Here is a 20458-nt window from a genome sequence, read left to right as displayed (position 1 = left end):
TTTAATTGTGTTTTCTATTTAATATTTCGTTTTTAGTATTTGGTTTTAGCGCTGCACCAGCACATCGCATAACTGCGTCAAAGCCATACCTGCCTTTTAAATAATCCATAGCAGTATAAAGCGAAAGCATTTCTTGAGTATCCTCAAAAAGATTTATTTGGTAAGTTCCATGTACCAAACCACTAAAACGGATTCCCACTAAGCGCAACCGCATGCGTCTTTGATATAGTTTTTCAAATAGCTCCATCACCTTATCGTGAAGCTGATGATCAGCAGAGGTATAAGCGATTTTACTTTGTTTGGTTTCTGTATCAAAATTGGCGTAGCGTATTTTAACAACCACTGTCGATGTAAGCCATTGCTCTGAACGAAGCTGAAAAGCTAATTTTTCTACCATACCAGAAAGCACTGATTTTAATTGCGCCATATTAATTGTATCTTCAGAGAAAGTATGCTCTGTAGTAATTGATTTTCTTTCGGTATAAGGTTCTACCGCTTGATTGTCAACGCCATTGGCTTTTTTCCAAATCTCCAATCCATTTTTTCCAATCATCCTGTGTAATACTTCAGCAGGCATTTCGGCTAAAGTTTGTATTTTTCTAATCCCAATACGTGACAATAGTTGAAAAGTAACATCGCCTACCATGGGAATTTTTTGAATCGACAACGGATTCAAAAAGGGACGAACTTGATCCTCGGATATTTCAAGGTTTCCCATGGGTTTCCCTTCTCCAGTGGCTATTTTAGAAACCGTTTTATTAATAGATAGTGCAAAACTTATAGGTAAACCGGTTTCTTTAACCACGCGTTCCGCTAGTTCATTTGTCCATTTATAAGCGCCATGAAAACGATCCATTCCCGTGATATCAAGATAGAATTCGTCAATACTTGCTTTTTCTACGATAGGCGCTTTTTCATTGATAACTTCTGTGACATCATGTGATAATTGTGAATAACGCTCCATATCACCTTTTACAATTTTTGCTTGCGGACACAGTTTTAAAGCCATTGCGATAGGCATGGCAGAGCGCACACCAAAACGCCTAGCTTCATAAGAACAAGATGCCACTACGCCACGGTCTCCACCGCCTATAATCAAAGGAATTCCTTCTAATTGCGAATTTATTAAGCGTTCGCAAGAGACAAAAAAAGTGTCTAAATCCATATGTACGATTGCTCTGCTCATTATTTTTTGATTTATAAAAAGCAAAATTAGTACGGATTGTAACAAAAAGAGTTACATTTGTTGTTACAAATTATAACAAAAAGATCATGTCTATATTTTCTGACAACATTAGAAATCTAAGGATTAAAAGGAAAATTTCGCAAGAGAAATTAGCAGAATCATTGGCTATAACTCGCGGACGCTATGTGAAATATGAAGACGGAACCTCAGAGGCGCCTTATGATATTTTAAAAAAGATAGCGCAATATTATCACATTAGCATCGATTTGTTACTATCTGTAGATGTTCGAAAAGTACCTATCGATGAGTTATTGAAACTAGAAGATAATCGTATTTTATTGCCCATAACAGTAAATAAAGATGGAGATAATTTTATCGAAATCATTCCGCATAAAGCTCGTGCAGGATATCTTTCGGGTTATTCAGATCCTGAGTTTATTGAGAATTTACAACAAATATCATTACCATGGTTGCGCAACGGAAAATTTAGAGCTTTCCCTGTCGATGGTGACTCAATGCCTCCTCATAAAAGCGGGTTTTACATTGTAGGCCGTTATGTAGAAAGCTTGGGCGAAGTAAGAGATGGCAAAACATATATCCTGCTTACAAAAAACGAAGGTATTGTTTATAAAAGGCTCAACAAGAATGGTAAAAATGCCTTAGTGCTTCACTCTGACAATACGTATTACAAATCATACGAAGTAAAAGCTTCAGAAATATTGGAGATTTGGGAATTTGCTTGTAGTCTCGCGACAGAAGAATTTACGCCAGATGATCTTACTCCAGAGAGTTTAAAAGACGTTTTGATGGATCTAAGAAGAGAGGTGAGGGAAGTAAAAGAAAAATTAGCCTAATGATATTTACTCAAAATTTGCTATTTAAAGCACAAAAAAAAAGTCCTTAGCTTTCACTAAGGACTTTTTAATAAAAGGAATTATTTTTTAGACTCCTCAATAGAAAGTTTTCTAAATTCCTTTAGCATTTTTTCCATTTCTAAAGTTGATTTACGTGCTCTTGCTCCAGCAGCTTTAACTCCTTTTTCGATTAGAGATTCTGTTTCTGCAGTAAATGTTTCAAATTCAGCATTAATTTTTGCTACTAACTCTTTCATATTTTTAATATTATAATTGAATAGCAAAAATAGAATTTTGCAATAGATAGCCTAGCAATATTATGTTAAAAATGAATTAATATTATAATTTATATTGAACTTCCCTTAAAAAAAGTTGCTAAAAATAGCATTTAAGTATTTTTTGACCCTTCGAATTAAAAAAATAAAATCATATCAAAGCTGTTCTTGAAAATAACTATTTTTTAATAGTATTAAGGTTTTACTTCTCTTAAATTTTATAAAATTATAGCCAAATCTCATAAATACAAATAGTAGTGTTCGATTACTTTTATAGTGTATAAAAAGACATAAAATGATTTGTTTTTAAATGTTGCTTGACTAACATTTTATAGTGACATAGTAGGATTAATTTATTGAATATTGCTATTTTTTTATTCGAAAAAAAACGGCAATTATACCAAATCAATAATTCAAATTATCTCTTTTAATCATTTATAATTCAGAGAATTATTATTTAGATAAAAGTAAAAAAAGCAACTAACATATTTCAACAATTGATGAGAGCTAAAAGACGCATTGCGATAGTAGGAGGGGGCCCTAGCGGACTATTTCTTTATAAAAGATTATTAGAAACAGGAGAAACAAATTTTGAAGTAGAAATTTTTGAAAAGAAAGCTATTTTAGGGTCTGGAATGCCATATAGTACAGAAGGTGCAAATGACGAACATGTGACTAATATTTCTGATAATGAAACGCCAGAATTAGTCACATCAATAGGGGAATGGCTGCAAACAGTGCCACAAGAATTGCTTGAAAGATTTAATATCGATATTGTTAATTTTAATGAGTATAAAGTGTTGCCTCGATTGCTTTTTGGCTATTATCTGACGGCTCAATTTGATTTACTACGAGATATTGCCACAAAATTAGGCATTGAAACGCACGTTCGCTACGAAAGTCCGGTGATCGATATTGATTATGATCAAGAAAATAAAGCGGTTTGGGTATCTACATCAAATGAAAAAATAAGATTTGACGATGTGGTGATTTGCACAGGTCACTCTTGGCCTTCTCGTTTTGAAGGGAAATTTGAGGGCTGTTTTGATTCGCCTTATCCACCTACAAAAGTAGCGCTGAAATTGAATCATGCGGTTGCAATTAGAGGTGCTTCACTAACCGCTGTAGATGCCATACGAACACTTGCTAGAGAGAATGGAACTTTTTATAAAGAGGAAAACGGAAATCTCACCTACACTTTGAATGAAGAAAGTAGTGAGCTAAAAATGGTGATGCACTCTAGAGGTGGATTGCTACCTGCTGTTAGATTTCACTTAGAAGATTCTCATTTATCAAATGACTCTTTATTGACTGAAGATGAAATTAACTTACATAAAAAAGGAAATGGTGGTTTTCTATCTTTAGATTATTTGTTCCAAAAAGATTTTAAAGACATTTTTAGAGACAAAGATCCCGAGTTTCATGCTAAAATCAAAGATTTAACTATTGAAGAATTTGTGGACGAAATGATGGAATTACGTCTCACACTAGATCCGTTTTTATTACTCAAAGCAGAATATACCGAAGCCGAAAAATCAATAAAAAGACACCAATCTATTTACTGGAAAGAGATGTTAGCGGTATTAAGTTTTGCCATGAATCATCCTGCAAAATATTTTTCGGCAGAAGATATGCAACGTTTGCAAAAAGTGTTAATGCCTTTAATTTCAATTGTGATTGCTTTTGTTCCTCAAACCTCATGTGTCGAATTAATGGCTTTGTATCACGCTGGTATTTTATCAATTGAAGGTGTTGGTTTTGATAGTGAAGTGATTCCACAAGAAAAAGGAGGGATTATCTATAAATTTATGGATGACAATAAAAAATTGCAATCGGTGTACTATAAAACATTTATTGATTGTGTAGGACAGCCTCATTTATCATATGAAGATTTTCCGTTTGAGAGTTTAAAAAAGCAAAAAGCAGTTAGCCCAGCAAAATTGAGATACCAATCAGAAGCGATCGCTTTAGAGGCAATAAATGCCGGGAATAGTTTTGTGGAGTCAGGTGAAGTGGGGAATTATTACCTGAATGTTTCTGGAATAAGTATTAATGATCATTTTCAAATATTAGATCATTATGGGGCTTTCAATGAAAATATTTACATTATGGCAGTTCCTTATATAGGTGGGTTCAATCCAGATTATTCTGGCTTAGATTTTTGTGAAGCTACCTCGCAACGTATAGTAAATGCTATTTTTACACAAGCATAGTTCTCCGTTTTAGAAAGAAAGTTTTTAGTGTTTTTCATTCTAATTTCAAAAAATATTCAGCCACAGATTAATTGGATCCTAAAGGGTTTGATCTGTGGCTTTTTTTTGTTACATAATAGGAGCTTTTAAAACTAGGAAGGTATGCTTTAAAATAAATCTATTTTTTTTCGAATGAGAAAATTTTTTAAAATCTAATTGTTTAATTGTCAGTAAGCTAGATTTGGGTTTCCTTTTTATTGTACTGTTTTTTTATACTTTTTCTTCGGAATGTCACTATCGGTGGTACATTCGATAAAAATAATAAAACTAAAAAGTTATAAGCTTACGCCAAAATACTGTAAGAAATTTTGCTGCAATCTCATTTAAATTTGCCCCGGCAATAAATACAATTAAGTACAGCCAATAAAATTAATTAGATTAAAATATAGCATCATGTCTTATTCAAACATTGAATTACAACGTTTTTTAGAAGCACAAAATAAATTATATACTACTGCAATATCAGAGTTAAAAAGAGGGAAAAAAGAAACACATTGGATGTGGTTTGTTTTTCCACAATATAGAGGTTTAGGAAAAAGTAATCTATCTGATTATTACGGAATCAAAGATTTAGACGAAGCAAATCGTTACATGCAGCACCCAATACTTTCAAGAAATTTAATCGAAGCTACGCGCTTATTATTAGAATATAAGAATAAATCAGCCGAAGGTATTTTAGGAGATTTAGGTGCGATGAAATTACTATCATCAATGACGTTATTTAGTCAAACTGAAAATGCAAACCCTATTTTTCAAGAAGTAATTGACACCTTCTTTTTTGGTTGTATCGATGCAAAAACGGCAAGTTTAATACATACAAAACTTGCAATAGCAGTATAATAGCTTGTATTTGCAACTAATTCTAAACCAGGTTTATAAAATAAAAATACTTTAATAAAAATAGCCATCTCAAATGAGATGGCTATTTTTATTTCAACTAATTACAAAGTGTAAATTTAATAATTTTATTTTTTTGATTCGTCAACTTCATTTGTTTGAATTTTATATTGACGCTCTTGGTATTCCTTGCACATTGCTACAAATTCCTCAGTGTGTATGGTTCTAAAGTTATGTTTCTCTTGCGGTATGATTTCGACCATTTTGTCAATCATAATTTGTGGATCCAATTGCATTTTACCCATTTGTTCCGCTGCTTTTTCGATATCTTTTTTAGGAGTAAAATTCACGTCTTCGTCAAACCATTGTTTGTACGAATCATAGGCGCGATCGTTGAAGCCAGTTTCAAACGGTCCTGGATTAATTGTAGCGACAGTCACTCCAAAAGGTTGTAACTCATCACGCAAACATTGCACTACAGCTTCAAGTGCATGCTTAGATGCATTGTAAGCTCCTAAAAACGGATTAGTCACTAGCCCTGCAATTGACGATAGAAAAATAACTTTTCCTTTTTTCTTTTTCACCATTTTTTTAATAAATGGCTGCGAGAATTCAAGTGTTCCAAAGGTGTTAACCTCCATCACCTCTCTAAGGTAGTTTACTGGAATCTCTGCCATAGGTCCAGTTTCGGCTCTTCCGGCGTTGTTAACTAAAATATCTACATCGTATTCCCATGCTCTTTTACGATCAATAGGATCTAGAATATCTATTTTTATTAATTCAATTTGTTTTTTATAATCGGTGTCTGCTAATTCTTCTTTAAATCGAGACATTTGTTCCCATGTATGCACTGCAGCAATTACATTGTGTCCTTGTTGTGCTAATCCTATTGCTGTTCCTTTTCCTAATCCTGATCCAGCTCCTGTGATAAATATTGTTTGCTTCTTCATGTTACTTGTATTATAAATTATTTAATACTGTAAAATTAGAGTTCTCAGGTGGTGAATGGGTTATGCTACTTTTTACAATAGTTACAATATTATACAAGTAGCATAATAGATTTATTTTTAGTATTGAAAAAAGTGATTTATGTAATATACAATTAATAGGTGATTTTGTTATAGAGCTAGTATAGGATTTTATATAGCTACACTTTTTTTTAAATCCTTATCAATAGTCTCTTGCTTATAAAGTAAAACTATTTAATTCAAAACTTCTTGTGAATTAATTCGTAGTGCTTGTTCTGTACCCAAGTAAAGTGGGTTTCCATGTTTTTCTGACCAAAAACCATCTAAAATATCTTTAGTAATGCAACGATACACTGCGACGCCTTTAAAAATTAAATCATCAACTAAATAATTGAAATTGATAACTAAAATATTATCCTTGAAAAATCCGCTTCCATTTTGCTCTTGGCCGTGACCAATATTCCAATGTGCTACAATTCGATTATTTTCATCAAGAGAAAGGGTGAGTTTTCCTTTGTAAGTTGGAACATCACTACTGTCTTGATTGCTACCTTCAATAAGGTATTCGCCTACTAAATCTTGTATTGTCATAATGGAGGTGTTTTATATTTTCCTATTTCCCATAGCCGAAAGGATGTGCATCATCCGGTTTTTTTTAGCTTTTATGAATTCCTAAAAGAAGCTATAGTTAGTTTATTGAGCCAACCGTCCTATACATACCTTCAAAAAGCATGGACGAACTTTCCGTAAAAGCAGTAGCAATAAATCTATCCCAACGTTAGCGCATAAAGCGATGTAAATTACAATTTTAGATTCTCCTACCATTTTAAATAATCTATAATATTTCAGAAATAAAACTGTAAAAAAATACACTTGCATCCATTCTCAATTATTTTATCTGAGAAGCCTTTCTCTCAATATATAATTTATTTACTAAGGTTATTGTAATAACTACTAGAGGTGTCGCCAGTTCCACGCCCTAGAAACCTGCGATTAAACTCATAATCACCTGACCAAAAATAATGAGTGCAAGTGGAATACTTAACATCCTCTTTTGAATAAGTGGCTGTTTTACGGCACTTTGTACTATTAGAATCAGTACATAAAGGCAAGCAACAAACACAGCTACGGAAGTCCCTACGGTGAGACCAAGAAGTATTGCGGGAATGGCTGCAACAAGTCTGAGTTTGGGAATAAAGTTGGATAAGCCGGCTATTAAGGCTAAAGTTAGTATGAGTAGTAATCCTATAATCCATAAACCTAAAGCTGTATGCGTTACTATAAAAAAGAAACCAAAAATTTAGCCTTGTAGCCATTTTTTAAAGTCTTTATTAAGGTTGACCAGAATTTCTCCACCCATATCTTTGGCGCTTGTTGGTAACAGTTTAATAAATCCATTTCTATAAATAGAAGGGCTTGCAATAAAAAAAGCGGCAAGAAGCACGATGATATACAGGTCGTTTACAATTCCAAATCCCGAGGAAAAAAAGTTTTTTACGAGTGACGCGTTTATCTGTGAATTTCCCGAATTTTCAAGGAAATTTAAAATTTTATTTCCTAAAGGCCTTTGCTCCATTTGGGATTTTAGATGCACAATTGTTTTTAGAAGAGTATCAGATAACTCAGCAGCTTGTTGTTGCAATCGTGCTCCTACTAAACAAAAAAAAGCAATAATTAATAAAATATTTATAACAATGGAAATCCCGATACTCCATTTTTTTGAATGATGTAATTTTTTATGAGTAATATTAGCACATCCATGAAAATAGGTTGAGATTAACACGCCAGCCAAAACAAGGAGAAGAATGCTAAAAATTAATTTAATCAGAACTAACATAATTATCATCCAAGATAGAATTGCTGCTGCAATCCATATTTTTCTCGAATAAGAAACGGTATTACTTAGATCCGGATTTATTCTATTTTCCTTTAACCTCAGATACCGTTTTATCTTTTACTTTATCACTTTCTTTAAACTTCTGATAAACACAAACGAATTTTAAAATTTAATAGTTAAGAGAAATAGACATTTGCAGATGTCCTCCATCGTATGTAAATACAGCATCAGAAAATGAAGGAGCACTCATTGTAACCTCTGCACCACTGGAAAAACCATGGCCTTCTGTTGGTATCCCAAACATATTAGTGTCAAGTTCGCCGTTGCGGTTTTCATCATGGATTACGACAATAGCGTATGTTCCGGGTTTAATATCTGAAAACTCAAAACTCGCATTTTTACCACTAATTTGGGTTAACATGATCTTGGATGCAAATTTCATGAATTTGTTAGGAAAACCCTCCTCGGATTCAAAAATGGCACAGGCTACAACCCCTGTATTATTATTTATATTTTGGATTTTTACATTAATGGAAGGGCATTCCGCCTGAGCAAAACCGCTTGTTGGTATCAACATTAAACCAATTGCTAACAAAAAAATCAGTCGGGAAAATTTTAATGGAAAGCTGAGCAACTGAAGCTGTTTAGTATTTTGAAAAGAAAACTTATTGAGAATTTTATTTACCATTTTAGTATATTATTTAGAAAATTACATGATAATAATTAGGAATTGATTCTATCTTCGATAGGATATATTTGATCTAATTTTTGGTTTTTAAATCCAATTATAACCATCGTTTTGTTATCACTGAAGTGCTTTGCATTGGGCAACATCCATCTTTTTTCAAAACTGTATTTTTTAAATTAAAGATTTAAATGAATCTGATAAACCGCCTTCCCAATTGGGGTTTTAAAAAACTGGACCTTATTCTACTTCCTTCGTTGCTCCATTCATATTCAATTTCATTTGCGAGAGTTTTTGCCCGCCTTTAATTCCAAAGTCCAATGTTCTAATAGGAAAAGGAATAGTAATATCTTGTTCGTCAAATGCTTTTTTAATCGCTTTTATGGCTTTGCTTTTCATCGTGAAATAGCTAGGTTCTCCCGGATATTTTATCCAAAATCGAATATTAAAGTTGATAGAACTAGAGTCAAATTCAGCATAGTCAAAAACCATCAAATCTTTATCTATCACTCCGTCCAAGTTTTTTACTGTACTCAATATAAGATCTTCAACTTTATCGAGATCATCGGCATAGGAAACTCCAACGGTTATATCAATCCGCCTTTTTTCTAACACAGAAAAATTGTAAAAGGCATGCTGTAAAAAGTCTTTATTTGGAATATAAACCTCTTGGCCCTGAAAAGTCGCAATAGCTGTATCGCGCAAGCCAGTTCGGGTTACTTGACCCATTATATCATTTATTTCTATGATTTCTCCTATTTTAAAAGGTCTATTAAAGGCCAAGATAATACCCGAAACAAAATTGGCAGCGATATCTTGAAAAGCAAAACCCAATGCCAAACCTATTACACCAATTCCTGCTAATATTGATGTTAAAGCTTTATCCAATCCAAGAACGCCAAGCATAATAAAAAGCCCAATGCTGAGTATTGCGACATAAAATACAGTGGAAAATAAATGTTCTAGTGCTTCGTTATTTGATGCTTTGTAGAAAAATTTTTTAAACAATTTACTTCCAAGCTTGGCAAGCACCAAAAAGATGACCAATAATAATAAGGTCACTGCCATATTAGGCAGCATGTTGATAAAGGTGTCAAGCCAATTTTCTAACTTTTGTACTACCGTTTGTACTGGTTCTGCTACTTGCTCTTGTATGTCTTGTGTCATTGTGCTATTATAAAATTGCTTTTATTTAATAGGCAGCTCCTTTATGAATTAGAGCCAAACCAATCATTCCTTTGCTTCTGTTCACAATTACTACTCCAGAATCTGCTAAAACACTGTAAGGCGATTATTTACATAGAATTTTACTCCAAATCTCTTTGAGGAAAAGTATTATTGAACTCTTCGCGATCATAAAATCCATCAACACTATTCGAATGGTGAATCGTGTTATCTCCCTTGTAATGACGAAGTAAATTTAATTCATATTCAAAATCTACAATAGCTCCCTTTTTGAATCGCTTAGCTTTAGCAAAAGTCGAACTATCAATTTCATTGGTATTTACGAATTTATTCTTCTCATCGATATTTACAATTCCAATTGGAATAATCAAATGATTTTCCCCTTCCTTGTTTAAAAATTCATGCAAACCGGCACTTACACGCTTATCATACGTTTCGTGCCCTTCCTCAATCACAGTTTTATCTACTTCAACATCAAGGTAAACTACTCGTTCTGCAGTTTTATTTACCAGTAAATGATCCACCTTCCCAATGATGCGGTTATTTGCATCTTTTACATTCCAACCCCTTACATCATTATAATTTTCAGCTACTTTATAATCTGATAATTCATCTAGATTAAAAAGATTTTTGTTTGTATCTGTCATGGTTTTATTTTTTTAAGATTATCTAATTCATTTTTTGAAGAAGGTCTGCAGCTTTTGCAAAGTAGTTCTTAACGGCGTCTTTTTGGTCAAGAGTTAGCACTCCCGGTTTTATTGATTCCGAAGCACTTTTTAATGCTGTAACTTCATTGGTCAATTCTGGATATTTAGCCTCTTGAATATTTTGTAAAACATTGGTTACCATGTCATCTGCCTTTCTTACATTATCTGCATGTGTTGTTTCAAAAGAATCTTTAGTAATCATTTTTGCAAAATCCCTTGCCTTTTGTAAATCTGCTTGTACGTCATACCCAACCTGATTGGCCATAGCATCAGTAGCGTCAATTAGTTTTACTAGGGCTTCATTTGTATATTCATGATCCAAACTCATTTTTTCTTTGTTATTTTCTACAAAACTGACGTAAGCCGCTACAGTGTTGTTATTTTCTTTAATACCTAGAAGGTCTGATTCGCTAGTATTAGTGATGGAATCTGGTTCAGCTACTGCCTCTGTATTTTCGCTATTGTCACGAAATACCAAAAAATAGACAAGCAATCCAACGATGACAAGCCCAACTAACAACCACGGCCATATAGGTTTTTTCTGTTCAATCTTAATTTCTGCCATAATAATTTTGTTTTTAAGTGTTAAAATATGTTTGCGGTAACTTTTTCTTTTTCAACTGTTATAAAAGATGATAAAGTAATTATAGTAATAATAGTATTCTATTTTTTTGAAGGACTTAAATGACTATTGCGATAAAGGTGATAAGAAGCAATGAATGGATGATTCCCATAATTTGAAAGCCAATAAATGAAATTACCGCTATCATGTAAGGTAAATTTATTATTATTAATACTTTAAATGCTAATTGCTAATAAACTACAACAAAGTTACATACATAAAAACTTACAGCTGTTATCTAATTCTTAGAAGAGTTACAAGATTAACACATTTTATCTATTTAAATTTTTAATAAAGGGTAGCTTTCTATCGCTCTTGTGTAGTTCCCAAACCTTTTGTATCTCTTAATTATTTTAACTTTTATATCATTCCATATATGCAATAATTTATAATTAGGTTAGGAGTAGCGCTAACCTGACTACACTGCTGGTAATCGTATTTTAGGATTTAAAAATTTGATTGCTGAGTACTAACCCTTCTTCTTGGCTCTTTTTTGGGGCATTCTTTTTTATAAACTTAGCATCGACCATATTTAATTGTTCCTGTTCCAGCAGATAAAAAGATTTAAATTCAGCCTTAACAGCGTCTAACTTTGATGGGCTTGTAAATAGCATGGCATAGCCTTCTTTTAATGACCTACTTTTGTATACATCCAAAAAAATATCTTTCCATTCATGAAAGTTTAAAGTAATTGGATTATAGGTATTTAGAGGTGTTGTAATTCCGTAAAGAGTTTGTTCTTTTTCTTCTTGAAAGGTGCCAAATAATCTGTCCCAAATAATAAATGTTGACCCAAAGTTCTTATCTAAGTATTTTTTATTACTGGAATGATGCACTCTGTGATGTGATGGAGTAACAAAAATGTATTCAATTGGAGCCGGTAATTTTCTAATATATTCGGTATGAACCCAGAATTGATAAAGCACTTCGACTTGGTGGCAGATAAAAAAAACCACAGGGTTAAACCCCATTAAAATTACAGGAATAAAGAAAATGAATTTAATGTGTTGTGTCCAGCCCAATCTAAAAGCCACAGACAAATTGTATTTTTCTGAATTGTGATGGGTAACATGAGTGGCCCACCAAAAGCGATTTACGTGGGTTAATCTATGGGACCAGTATCTAAAAAAATCTAATGCAATAATGCAAAGGACATAGGTCCACCAATGGGTTGGGATACTCCAAGGGATAATATTGTAAAAAAACAATATAACCCCGAAAATCCCTATTTTTAATAAAGCGGATAGACCAACATTTACAAGACCTATAAAAGTGGCAGATAGGGTATCTAAGCTATTATAGTAATCTTTTTTTTGAATTATTGTAAAAACCCACTCTAATACAACAAGTAAAATCAGCGGAATGGCTGCAATTTGGATAAAGTTCAAACCTATTATTTGATCTAATAGCATTTCTACAGTAATAGGATTTTCTCTCATATGGATATAATATTTGTTTTTTAAAGAATCCCGACAGTTATCAGGAAGTATCGCCATTCTTCATTTGTACTTAGACCTTAGAATCGTGGCGATTTTATATTGCAAAATTTAAGTGGAGTTATTTTCAATTATGCTATGCTTAAAAAGATAAAAAAATCTTTCTTCAGCTTTTTCCCAAAAAAAAATAACTAAATGGATGTATTATTTTTTATTAACTAGCTTAACAACTACCCAAATAATAAACACTAGAACAACAAGGCCGATAATCCACCCATAGCCATATCCCATTCCCCAACCGTTATTCATCCCATTATTCATCCCATCCATCATAATATTAGTCTTTAAATTAATAAATTAAATCTTCAAAATTCTTGTTACAAAGAGGCAATAGCCCGTTCGAGTTTTTCTTTTATTTCAGTTGCTATCCCGACTAAATCCTGATTTTCGATAGCCATCATTGAAGCAACCGGATCGACAGCCGCAACTTCAATTTCATTGTTTCCCAATTCCTGAACGATAACGCTACAAGGAAGCATGGTTCCAATTTTATCTTCCTGCTGTATTGCCTTGTAGGCATAAGCTGGATTGCAGGCACCAAGTATTTTGTATTTCCTGAAATCGACATCCAGTTTTTCTTTCAGTTTCTCCTGAAGGTTAATTTCGGTGAGTATCCCAAACCCTTCTTTTTTTAAAGATTCAGTCACAAGATGAACGGCTTGTTCAAAATTGGTATTGATTTTTTTACTGATGTAGTATTTCATAATTTTCTATTTAGTATTATAATTCGATTCGTTCCTGTTATTCATAGGCTTTACAACTATGTTCCCATTCCTATTTTTATAAGTTTGCTCCTTATCGGTTTTTTTTTATCATTATCGAACCTATAGCAAACATCATTAAGGTGTCAGTATTTAAATGTTTCCATTATCATTCTATTTCCATTTTGGCAGAATGCCCCAAAATAAACTGTCGTAAAAAGCAAGCTTAGTTATTGTAAATTTATCATGATCTGATTTTTTAATAATTAGTATCTCAGTTAATAAATAGGATTCTTTTAGATATTAAAGTACTGTTGGATTTCGTATTAGATTTTTAGAAATTATACATTTTTAAAAATTATCCTATTGATTATTATGTACCTAATGAAAGATTAAAGATCACCTTGGATCCATCAGGTGCAATTGCAAAGACTTGTATAATTCCTCTTTGTGCTGATAAAAAGGCTAAATCTATATCTTTAGAACTATTGATAGGTTTACCGTTGATGTAGGCAATAATGGTTCCAACAGGAATTCCATTATGGTCAAAAAAACCACCTTCGCGAACATTTGTTACTACTACTCCTGAATTAATATTGAAATATTCTTTCTGACCCTCTGTAAGCGGTGCGAAACTGACACCTAACTTAGCATAGATTTGGCTCAATGATTCATTGCTGCTAGCTATCGCCTTTATTGGTGCTTCCTTCTTTAAAGTTGCAGATGCATTTCTAATTTTTCCGTCACGTAAATAGCTAAGTTTGATAACATCATCAGGGCGATGTCTAGCGATCCTTTCTGAAAACTCTGTCGATGAGCTAAGTTGTATTCCATCTATACTTTGTATAATATCGCCTTCTTTAAGACCTGCTTCAGCTGCTGCGCTTTTGCTCATAACATTAGTTATATAGACGCCATTTACTGTACCAAGGGCAATCCCCTGTTGCTTAAAATACCTTTGTTCATCTGAAGGCGAAGGAAATGCAACTCCTAATATTCCTCGATTTACAGAACCATACTTTTTTAAATCATCCAGAATTTTCTTGGCTAAGTTTACTGGTATTGCAAATGCATAACCAGCGTAGCTTCCAGTTTGGGAAGCAATCGCACTATTAATACCTATCAGTTCCCCTTTAGTGTTTACAAGTGCACCGCCACTATTTCCGGGATTAATTGCAGCATCAGTTTGAATAAAAGATTCGATTGCCGTATTTGCAGTTGTACCTGAATTAGCTTGAGAATTAGTACTCCCTTGGCGGTTAATTATTCCAATACTCCTTGCCTTAGCACTAATAATTCCAGCAGTGACGGTTGTATTTAGCGAGAAAGGATAACCTATAGCCAATACCCATTCCCCAATTTGTACATTATCTGAATTTCCTAACTTTACTATCGGAAGTCCTTCTGCTTTTATTCTTAAAAGCGCTAGATCGGTATTCGGGTCACGACCAATTAATTCAGCTTTAAATTCCCGTTTATCAGGTAAAATGACATTAATTTCTGAAGCATTTTCAATCACATGATTGTTTGTTGCAATATAGCCGTCCTGAGAAATTAGTACACCAGAACCTGAAGCCATCACAGGAACATTGCTTCTGGACTGGGTGCCATTGGGTTGTCTCAAATTATTATTAGCTGTTGCCGATTTTATGATAGTCTTAATATGAACCACCGCGGGCATTACCGCTTTTGATGCAGCCACAAAATCTCCAATTCCTTCTGATTTATCATCCATTTCCTCATTGCCAGCTAAATAGGCATTCACAATACCATCGCCAGGAGCAAAATCAGATGATTGTTTTTTATCTGAACAACTGATGCTAAAGATTTGAACGATTGAAAATAGAACTATAATTTTTAATATTTTTTTCATAAAGTAATTTTTAATCTGGTTAATGCAAAGCGCCATGACTTTTAAATAAACACCACCACCTTTTCATGTGTGTTGATGCTATTTTCCAATTCTAGAAAATGTTCTTGACTGGGTATTATTCTTGGTTATGTATAGCAATTTTTATTAAGTGGCTATACTGTTTCTATTCCAGAACTAGCTACTTACCTTAGAAGTGCTAAGACAGCCACCCCCTTTTTCACAATAGTATGTTGAATAGCGATTTATATTTCATTTAGGGCTTGTTTCTTAGTGTCTTACATGAATACATTGTAATCTTCCATCCCTTCGTACAGCATTATTTACAGGATTTAAACTATCTCCAGTAATTGTGTAAATGCGTGTTACACCTGCTTCTACTACCATTTCTACTAAATAATCGGATACGTTTTTCGACATTATTTTTCTAATTTTTGTATTATATTATAAGTTCTACAGTAATAAGTAGAGCACGTAGAAGAATTTATTTTGGCTCATATTTTTCTATTACGGGTTTGCCGGAATTATAATCTTTGCCATAAAATAGAACATATTCGAATCCTAAACTGATGCCAAAAATTCCATTTTTAAGTTGAATGAACATCTTGTCCAGATACATCTTATGCTTATTTACGGTAACATAAACTCGAGCTCCTTCATTTTCGTCATAATTGAGATAAAAAAATATTTTTTTTCTAGAAGCAAGTCTTAACTTAAATAAGTTAGTTTTTGAATCTAATAAAATTATTCCGTAGGCTAATTTTTTTTGTAATCTTGACAAGGGTTTTTTTACACCATTTTTAGTATAGACAATGCGGTATGCGTTAATGGGTTGTGACGAATCAATAATTCCTGCTTTTATATTTGCATCATATACGTACGTATTAGGATTATCACTATGTTGAATATAGAATAATCGGGTAGGTGTTTTGGCTGGTTCTGGATAGTCGTTTTGTGAATATCCTGAAAAAAGACAGATAAACATTAGGAAAAAAGAAAGAATAATTTTCAAGTTAATTGTTGTTTTATTTCTTGTAAATAGTGGCCTATTTTAAGATATTAATGAATTTTTACGCTAATTAACTTTTTTAAACTATTATACAAATCAACTATTAATATCTCTTTTTTTAGCGCTCTTTTTTGATCTTAACCCTGAAAAAAAAACGATAGCTTACAGGTACTATTAGGTTTCATCCAGTAGGGGAGTTACAGCGTTAATTCTCAAGCTAGCACTAGTATACATGTCAAACTATTAGTATCTAATATGAATTCATTGTAATCTATTATCCCGTTGTAAATCATCATTTATAGGATTTAAACAATCGCTAATAATTGGTTAAATACGTTTTTGGGCAGGATCCTTTTTACATTTTTGTTATTCTAATAGACTACAAGCTCTCGCTTATGAAAATTACATCCCATAGAGCACTGTAAATTAAATATTTGCGTAGTTTTTTACTATTTGATCAATTCCTTTTGCCAATTGGAAATCCTTAATTGTGATTCCATCAGCATCATGAGTGTTAAGATCAATAGTAACTTTGTTATAAACATTTTTCCAATTTGGATGATGATCACTCTTTTCAGCTATAATTGCAACGGCTGTCATAAAAGAAAATGCTTCGACAAAATTCTTAAAAATAATTTCTCTATGAATGAATTTGCCTTCTACAACCCACAAAACATCAATTTCTTTCATTCTATCCTGAATCTCTTGTTTACTTAAATTTGTCATTTTTGTCATGTTTTTAATTTTAAACTATTATTATTACTTGTACTCAATCGCAAATTCATCTTTTGTGTTGCTGACTTTTTTCATATCTACTAAGTGACATGTTTATTTTTGCCGTTCTCTAACAATAACAGTAAGCTTATAATTTTTAGATTCTTTTAATAAAATAATAGTGATTCTTCCCGTGGTACCGTTTGCAACAGCTACTACTATATTTTTTTGTTAGTGCTATTTTCTTTGTTTATAAAAAAAACAGTAATCTGGTCCAGCGTATTAAATAGTTTAAGACATGCTTATAATTACTTTGCCTTTGGCTCTGCCGGTAGCTAGATATAAATAAGCATCGATTCCATTTTCGAAGGAATAAATCAAATCGACGATAGGCTTAATATCCCCATCTTCAACCATGCTGCTGATAGTATTTAACTGCTTAGCATCAGGCTGCATCCAGGTTAGTTTATAAATAGCAGATTTTTTCTCAATCAGTGTTGCTAATTTTTCGGTCAATTTATAATCTTTCATTCCCATTTTCTTTGCTGTTTCTTCGTCAGGTGGACCTGCTATCGTAGTCACTTTTCCACCTTCTTTAATGATTTCAAAAGCATCAAAGGTGTAGTCATTCCCTAAAGTGTCAAAAACAATATCCAAATTGTTTGCAACCTTTTTATAATCTTCAGTTTTATAATCAATTACTCGGTCAGCACCCAAAGCTTTGACCCAGTCTACATTTTTGCTGCTGGTAGTCGTATATACGATAGCTCCTTTAGCTTTGGCATACTGAATTGCAAAGCTACCTACACCACCAGAACCTGCATGAATAAGAACTCTATCGTTCTCTTTAATACCAACATTCTCCAAGGCTTGTATTGCTGTAAGTCCAGTTAGTGGTAATCCGGCTGCTTCTTCAAAAGAACTATTTTTAGGTTTTTTAGCAACTAGGTCACTATTAATACTTACAAATTCTGCTACTGTACCCATTTGTTCTTGTGGCACTCTGGAATATACTTCATCTCCTATTTCGAAATTATTTACAGCCACACCTCTCTCAACCACTACACCACTTACGTCAAAACCTATTGTACTGGGAAAGTTTAAAGAAATCATATCTTTCAGGTGACCTTCCACCATTTTGTAATCAATGGGATTTAAAGAAGCTGCTTTAACTTCAACTAAAATATCATTTGGTTTTAAAGAAGGTTTTTCGATCTCATTGATGGATAAACTGTCCTTAATTTCACCGTATTTTATTATTTGTAGTGCTTTCATATCAATTATATTTTATTGTTAATTATCTTTTATTATCTAGCTTTTTAATTTTCTGAAAAACTATCGGTTCGCTTACTTAACATCTTTATTTGGTCCGGTATTCACATCCTTTTCCTAAATATCAATACTGTTTATCTAATCTTTATCTTTTCTATCGAAAAAAGAACAAGCCAATCGTTAAAGCCTTTTTAACAAATCTCACAGATTAATTCTCAAAAACTACTGTATCAGTTTTGGCTCCTAATAAGGTAAGTGCTTCTGAAATAGCTGTTACAAATTGTGGTGGACCACAAACATAGAATTGCTGTTTGAAGTTGTCTATTTTTTCTTTTAGAAAAGCATAGTCAATCCTACCATTTTTGTACCCTTCTTTTTTTTCATTAGTGAGCGTGTTGATAAAATTCTTGCCAAGCATTTCATTAAATTCTTTTTTCAGAATTATATCTTTTTCTGTTTTATTGGTAATAATTAGTTTGTTGTTAGCAATTTTGTCATCCACTTGTAACTGCCGCAGAATTGCAATGAATGGTGTAATACCTGCACCACCAGCAATGAATACTCCTTCGCCTTTATATTCAATTGCGCCCCAAACATCACGGATGATAATTTCGTCACCCTGCTTTAATTTTCCTAATTCTTTTGTAACTCCGTGGAGACTATCATAAATTTTAATTGTAAATTCCAGATGCTTATTATCATTTAAACTTGTAAATGTAAAAGGTCGCTTTTCATTTTTAAATGCAGGAGTATTGACGGACACTTCGGTTGCCTGTCCCGGTATGAATTTGAAACCTTCTGGCTTTTGAATTGTAAATCGCTTTACATCATGCGTTACTGGTTCTACTGCAATTATTTTTACAATATGATTTTCCATGGCTTTTATTTATATGGGATTAAAAGTATACTCAAGAATTAGGTCTTCCTTTCAATCGAATATCTATTCTTTTTTTCTTAATGGTTAAACGCTTCATTACATCCATTAAGGTTGCTTCTTTCGTCTTCATATAAATTTCATTGATTGCTAATACCAGTCGTTTAGCTTCTCTTGAAGCTGTCACTCTATCACTATTAGACATATTACTCATTTTGGCTTTTTCAAATACTTCTGCTTCTTGTAAAATTTCCATAATTATTATTTTAATTTTCGTAATAGTCATTGAGCAAATGCTCATAGGAATCATTTATCGGTTGCGAGGAATCATATTCGGGACTGTTTTTCACTTCTTCCTTTGAGTGATTAATAGTAACTGTCTGCTCTTGCCATCTTACATCTTTAATCCAACGTGGAGAGATAATCACTTTTTTTCCCGAAAACCAGTTGCCGGTTTCCACAATAAGAAAATGGATTTTCCAGCTTACGTCATCCATTATAAAATCTTCGACTTTGCCTATGTCACCGTCCGTTGCATGAATATCATACCCTGTAACTTCTTGTGTGCTTCGTAGATGTGGTTTGTCATTAGTATGCTTTTCCCTTTTCCTTTGTATCATTTCTTTTTCTGTTTCTCTTAATTCAACCAGCGGATATCCCCACATGCCTAAGCCCATGTGTCCATACATTCCGCTTCCGTAATAGCCGGGCCAAGAGTAATATCCACGAATTAAATCTTCCTGTTGTTCTGAAACAGGTTTGTCTGTTTCGATATCGGGACTATTTTTTATTTTTTCCTGCGTAAGATTTACAGATAGTGTTTTTGATTCGCAATCCAATTTTTGAAACGCTTCGGGCGAAATCAAAACTTTTTTTTCGGAAGGCCATCCTCCCGTTTTTACCACCATATACCGTATGGTTGAGGTTTGATCATCAAAATAGAACTCTTCTACTTTTCCAATTTCGCCATCAGTTCCTTTAATGGTGTAGCCTAATAAACTGTTTATACTTCGTTTCATATTATTTTATATCTTTAATTATTTGGTTCATTACTACAATTAAGTAGGTTTCATCCGAACATTAATTCAAATTATCAATAAAAAACCCAAGCCTT

Annotated in this window: 21 protein-coding genes and 1 pseudogene; 3 read left to right on the top strand and 19 right to left on the bottom strand. The window is 32.9% G+C overall.

Going from position 1 to position 20458, the window contains the following annotated elements; genetic code table 11:
- Nucleotide 1: 1 nt before the first annotated feature.
- Nucleotides 2-1186: a DNA polymerase IV gene (gene dinB / locus H603_RS0114220; protein ID WP_026709241.1), complete on the bottom strand. Its 1185-nt coding sequence runs from the start codon at nucleotides 1184-1186 to the stop codon at nucleotides 2-4.
- Nucleotides 1187-1272: 86 nt separating this feature from the next.
- Here dinB and H603_RS0114215 point away from each other — a divergent pair, with 86 nt between their 5' ends.
- Complete coding sequence (locus H603_RS0114215) at nucleotides 1273-2040, top strand: XRE family transcriptional regulator (protein ID WP_026709240.1); 768 nt, start codon at nucleotides 1273-1275, stop codon at nucleotides 2038-2040.
- An 80-nt stretch (nucleotides 2041-2120) separates the two neighbouring features.
- On the opposite strand, the gene H603_RS0114210 is transcribed toward H603_RS0114215, so the two are convergent.
- Nucleotides 2121-2297: a histone H1 gene (locus H603_RS0114210; protein ID WP_026709239.1), complete on the bottom strand. Its 177-nt coding sequence runs from the start codon at nucleotides 2295-2297 to the stop codon at nucleotides 2121-2123.
- Nucleotides 2298-2815: 518 nt separating this feature from the next.
- Here H603_RS0114210 and H603_RS0114205 point away from each other — a divergent pair.
- The gene (locus tag H603_RS0114205) at nucleotides 2816-4528 is read left to right on the top strand and encodes an FAD/NAD(P)-binding protein (RefSeq protein WP_035676101.1); all 1713 of its coding nucleotides are present in this window, start codon (nucleotides 2816-2818) and stop codon (nucleotides 4526-4528) included.
- 432 nt (nucleotides 4529-4960) lie between these two features.
- Entirely contained in the window at nucleotides 4961-5407 is a 447-nt protein-coding gene (locus tag H603_RS0114200; RefSeq protein ID WP_026709237.1) for a DUF1810 domain-containing protein, read from the top strand.
- 125 nt (nucleotides 5408-5532) lie between these two features.
- Here the strand turns inward: H603_RS0114200 and H603_RS0114195 are convergent, their stop codons facing one another.
- From H603_RS0114195 to H603_RS0114100, 17 genes and pseudogenes are all read right to left on the bottom strand, one after another.
- Nucleotides 5533-6354, bottom strand: coding sequence for an SDR family oxidoreductase (locus H603_RS0114195; protein WP_026709236.1), 822 nt, complete (start codon nucleotides 6352-6354; stop codon nucleotides 5533-5535).
- A gap of 252 nt (nucleotides 6355-6606) precedes the next feature.
- Nucleotides 6607-6963 (bottom strand): hypothetical protein, encoded by a 357-nt coding sequence (locus H603_RS0114190; protein ID WP_026709235.1) that lies wholly within the window; start codon nucleotides 6961-6963, stop codon nucleotides 6607-6609.
- 709 nt (nucleotides 6964-7672) lie between these two features.
- Nucleotides 7673-8218, bottom strand: a complete 546-nt coding sequence (locus tag H603_RS0114180; protein ID WP_026709234.1) for an AI-2E family transporter — start codon at nucleotides 8216-8218, stop codon at nucleotides 7673-7675.
- A gap of 160 nt (nucleotides 8219-8378) precedes the next feature.
- On the bottom strand, nucleotides 8379-8897 hold the full coding sequence (locus H603_RS0114175) for a DUF2141 domain-containing protein (protein ID WP_026709233.1): 519 nt from the start codon (nucleotides 8895-8897) through the stop codon (nucleotides 8379-8381).
- Between the two features lie 237 nt (nucleotides 8898-9134).
- Nucleotides 9135-10061: a mechanosensitive ion channel family protein gene (locus H603_RS0114165; protein WP_026709232.1), complete on the bottom strand. Its 927-nt coding sequence runs from the start codon at nucleotides 10059-10061 to the stop codon at nucleotides 9135-9137.
- A 140-nt stretch (nucleotides 10062-10201) separates the two neighbouring features.
- Nucleotides 10202-10726 (bottom strand): PRC-barrel domain-containing protein, encoded by a 525-nt coding sequence (locus tag H603_RS0114160; RefSeq protein ID WP_026709231.1) that lies wholly within the window; start codon nucleotides 10724-10726, stop codon nucleotides 10202-10204.
- Nucleotides 10727-10748: 22 nt separating this feature from the next.
- A complete protein-coding gene (locus tag H603_RS0114155; protein WP_026709230.1) occupies nucleotides 10749-11351 on the bottom strand; it encodes a hypothetical protein in 603 nt (200 codons plus the stop codon).
- A 497-nt stretch (nucleotides 11352-11848) separates the two neighbouring features.
- Nucleotides 11849-12847, bottom strand: a complete 999-nt coding sequence (locus H603_RS0114150) for a sterol desaturase family protein (protein ID WP_026709229.1) — start codon at nucleotides 12845-12847, stop codon at nucleotides 11849-11851.
- A 374-nt stretch (nucleotides 12848-13221) separates the two neighbouring features.
- On the bottom strand, nucleotides 13222-13608 hold the full coding sequence (locus tag H603_RS0114140) for a DUF302 domain-containing protein (RefSeq protein WP_026709228.1): 387 nt from the start codon (nucleotides 13606-13608) through the stop codon (nucleotides 13222-13224).
- Between the two features lie 370 nt (nucleotides 13609-13978).
- The gene (locus tag H603_RS0114135) at nucleotides 13979-15478 is read right to left on the bottom strand and encodes a trypsin-like peptidase domain-containing protein (protein ID WP_026709227.1); all 1500 of its coding nucleotides are present in this window, start codon (nucleotides 15476-15478) and stop codon (nucleotides 13979-13981) included.
- A gap of 270 nt (nucleotides 15479-15748) precedes the next feature.
- A pseudogene (locus H603_RS17385) lies at nucleotides 15749-15895 on the bottom strand (thiamine pyrophosphate-binding protein); the annotation flags it as partial.
- A 64-nt stretch (nucleotides 15896-15959) separates the two neighbouring features.
- Nucleotides 15960-16460, bottom strand: coding sequence for a DUF4833 domain-containing protein (locus H603_RS0114125; RefSeq protein ID WP_245576123.1), 501 nt, complete (start codon nucleotides 16458-16460; stop codon nucleotides 15960-15962).
- A 450-nt stretch (nucleotides 16461-16910) separates the two neighbouring features.
- Nucleotides 16911-17210 (bottom strand): 4a-hydroxytetrahydrobiopterin dehydratase, encoded by a 300-nt coding sequence (locus H603_RS0114120; protein WP_026709225.1) that lies wholly within the window; start codon nucleotides 17208-17210, stop codon nucleotides 16911-16913.
- 279 nt (nucleotides 17211-17489) lie between these two features.
- Nucleotides 17490-18473 (bottom strand): NADP-dependent oxidoreductase, encoded by a 984-nt coding sequence (locus H603_RS0114115; RefSeq protein ID WP_026709224.1) that lies wholly within the window; start codon nucleotides 18471-18473, stop codon nucleotides 17490-17492.
- A gap of 205 nt (nucleotides 18474-18678) precedes the next feature.
- Complete coding sequence (locus H603_RS0114110) at nucleotides 18679-19347, bottom strand: FAD-binding oxidoreductase (RefSeq protein WP_026709223.1); 669 nt, start codon at nucleotides 19345-19347, stop codon at nucleotides 18679-18681.
- 31 nt (nucleotides 19348-19378) lie between these two features.
- Entirely contained in the window at nucleotides 19379-19600 is a 222-nt protein-coding gene (locus tag H603_RS0114105; RefSeq protein ID WP_026709222.1) for a hypothetical protein, read from the bottom strand.
- A gap of 10 nt (nucleotides 19601-19610) precedes the next feature.
- A complete protein-coding gene (locus tag H603_RS0114100; RefSeq protein WP_026709221.1) occupies nucleotides 19611-20363 on the bottom strand; it encodes a PRC-barrel domain-containing protein in 753 nt (250 codons plus the stop codon).
- Nucleotides 20364-20458 lie beyond the last annotated feature (95 nt).

The sequence above is a fragment of the Flavobacterium frigidarium DSM 17623 genome, from assembly GCF_000425505.1.
GTDB classification, from domain to species: Bacteria; Bacteroidota; Bacteroidia; order Flavobacteriales; family Flavobacteriaceae; genus Flavobacterium; species Flavobacterium frigidarium.
Note: the sequence above shows the minus strand (reverse complement) of the source record. Positions and strands in the feature narration are given on the sequence as shown.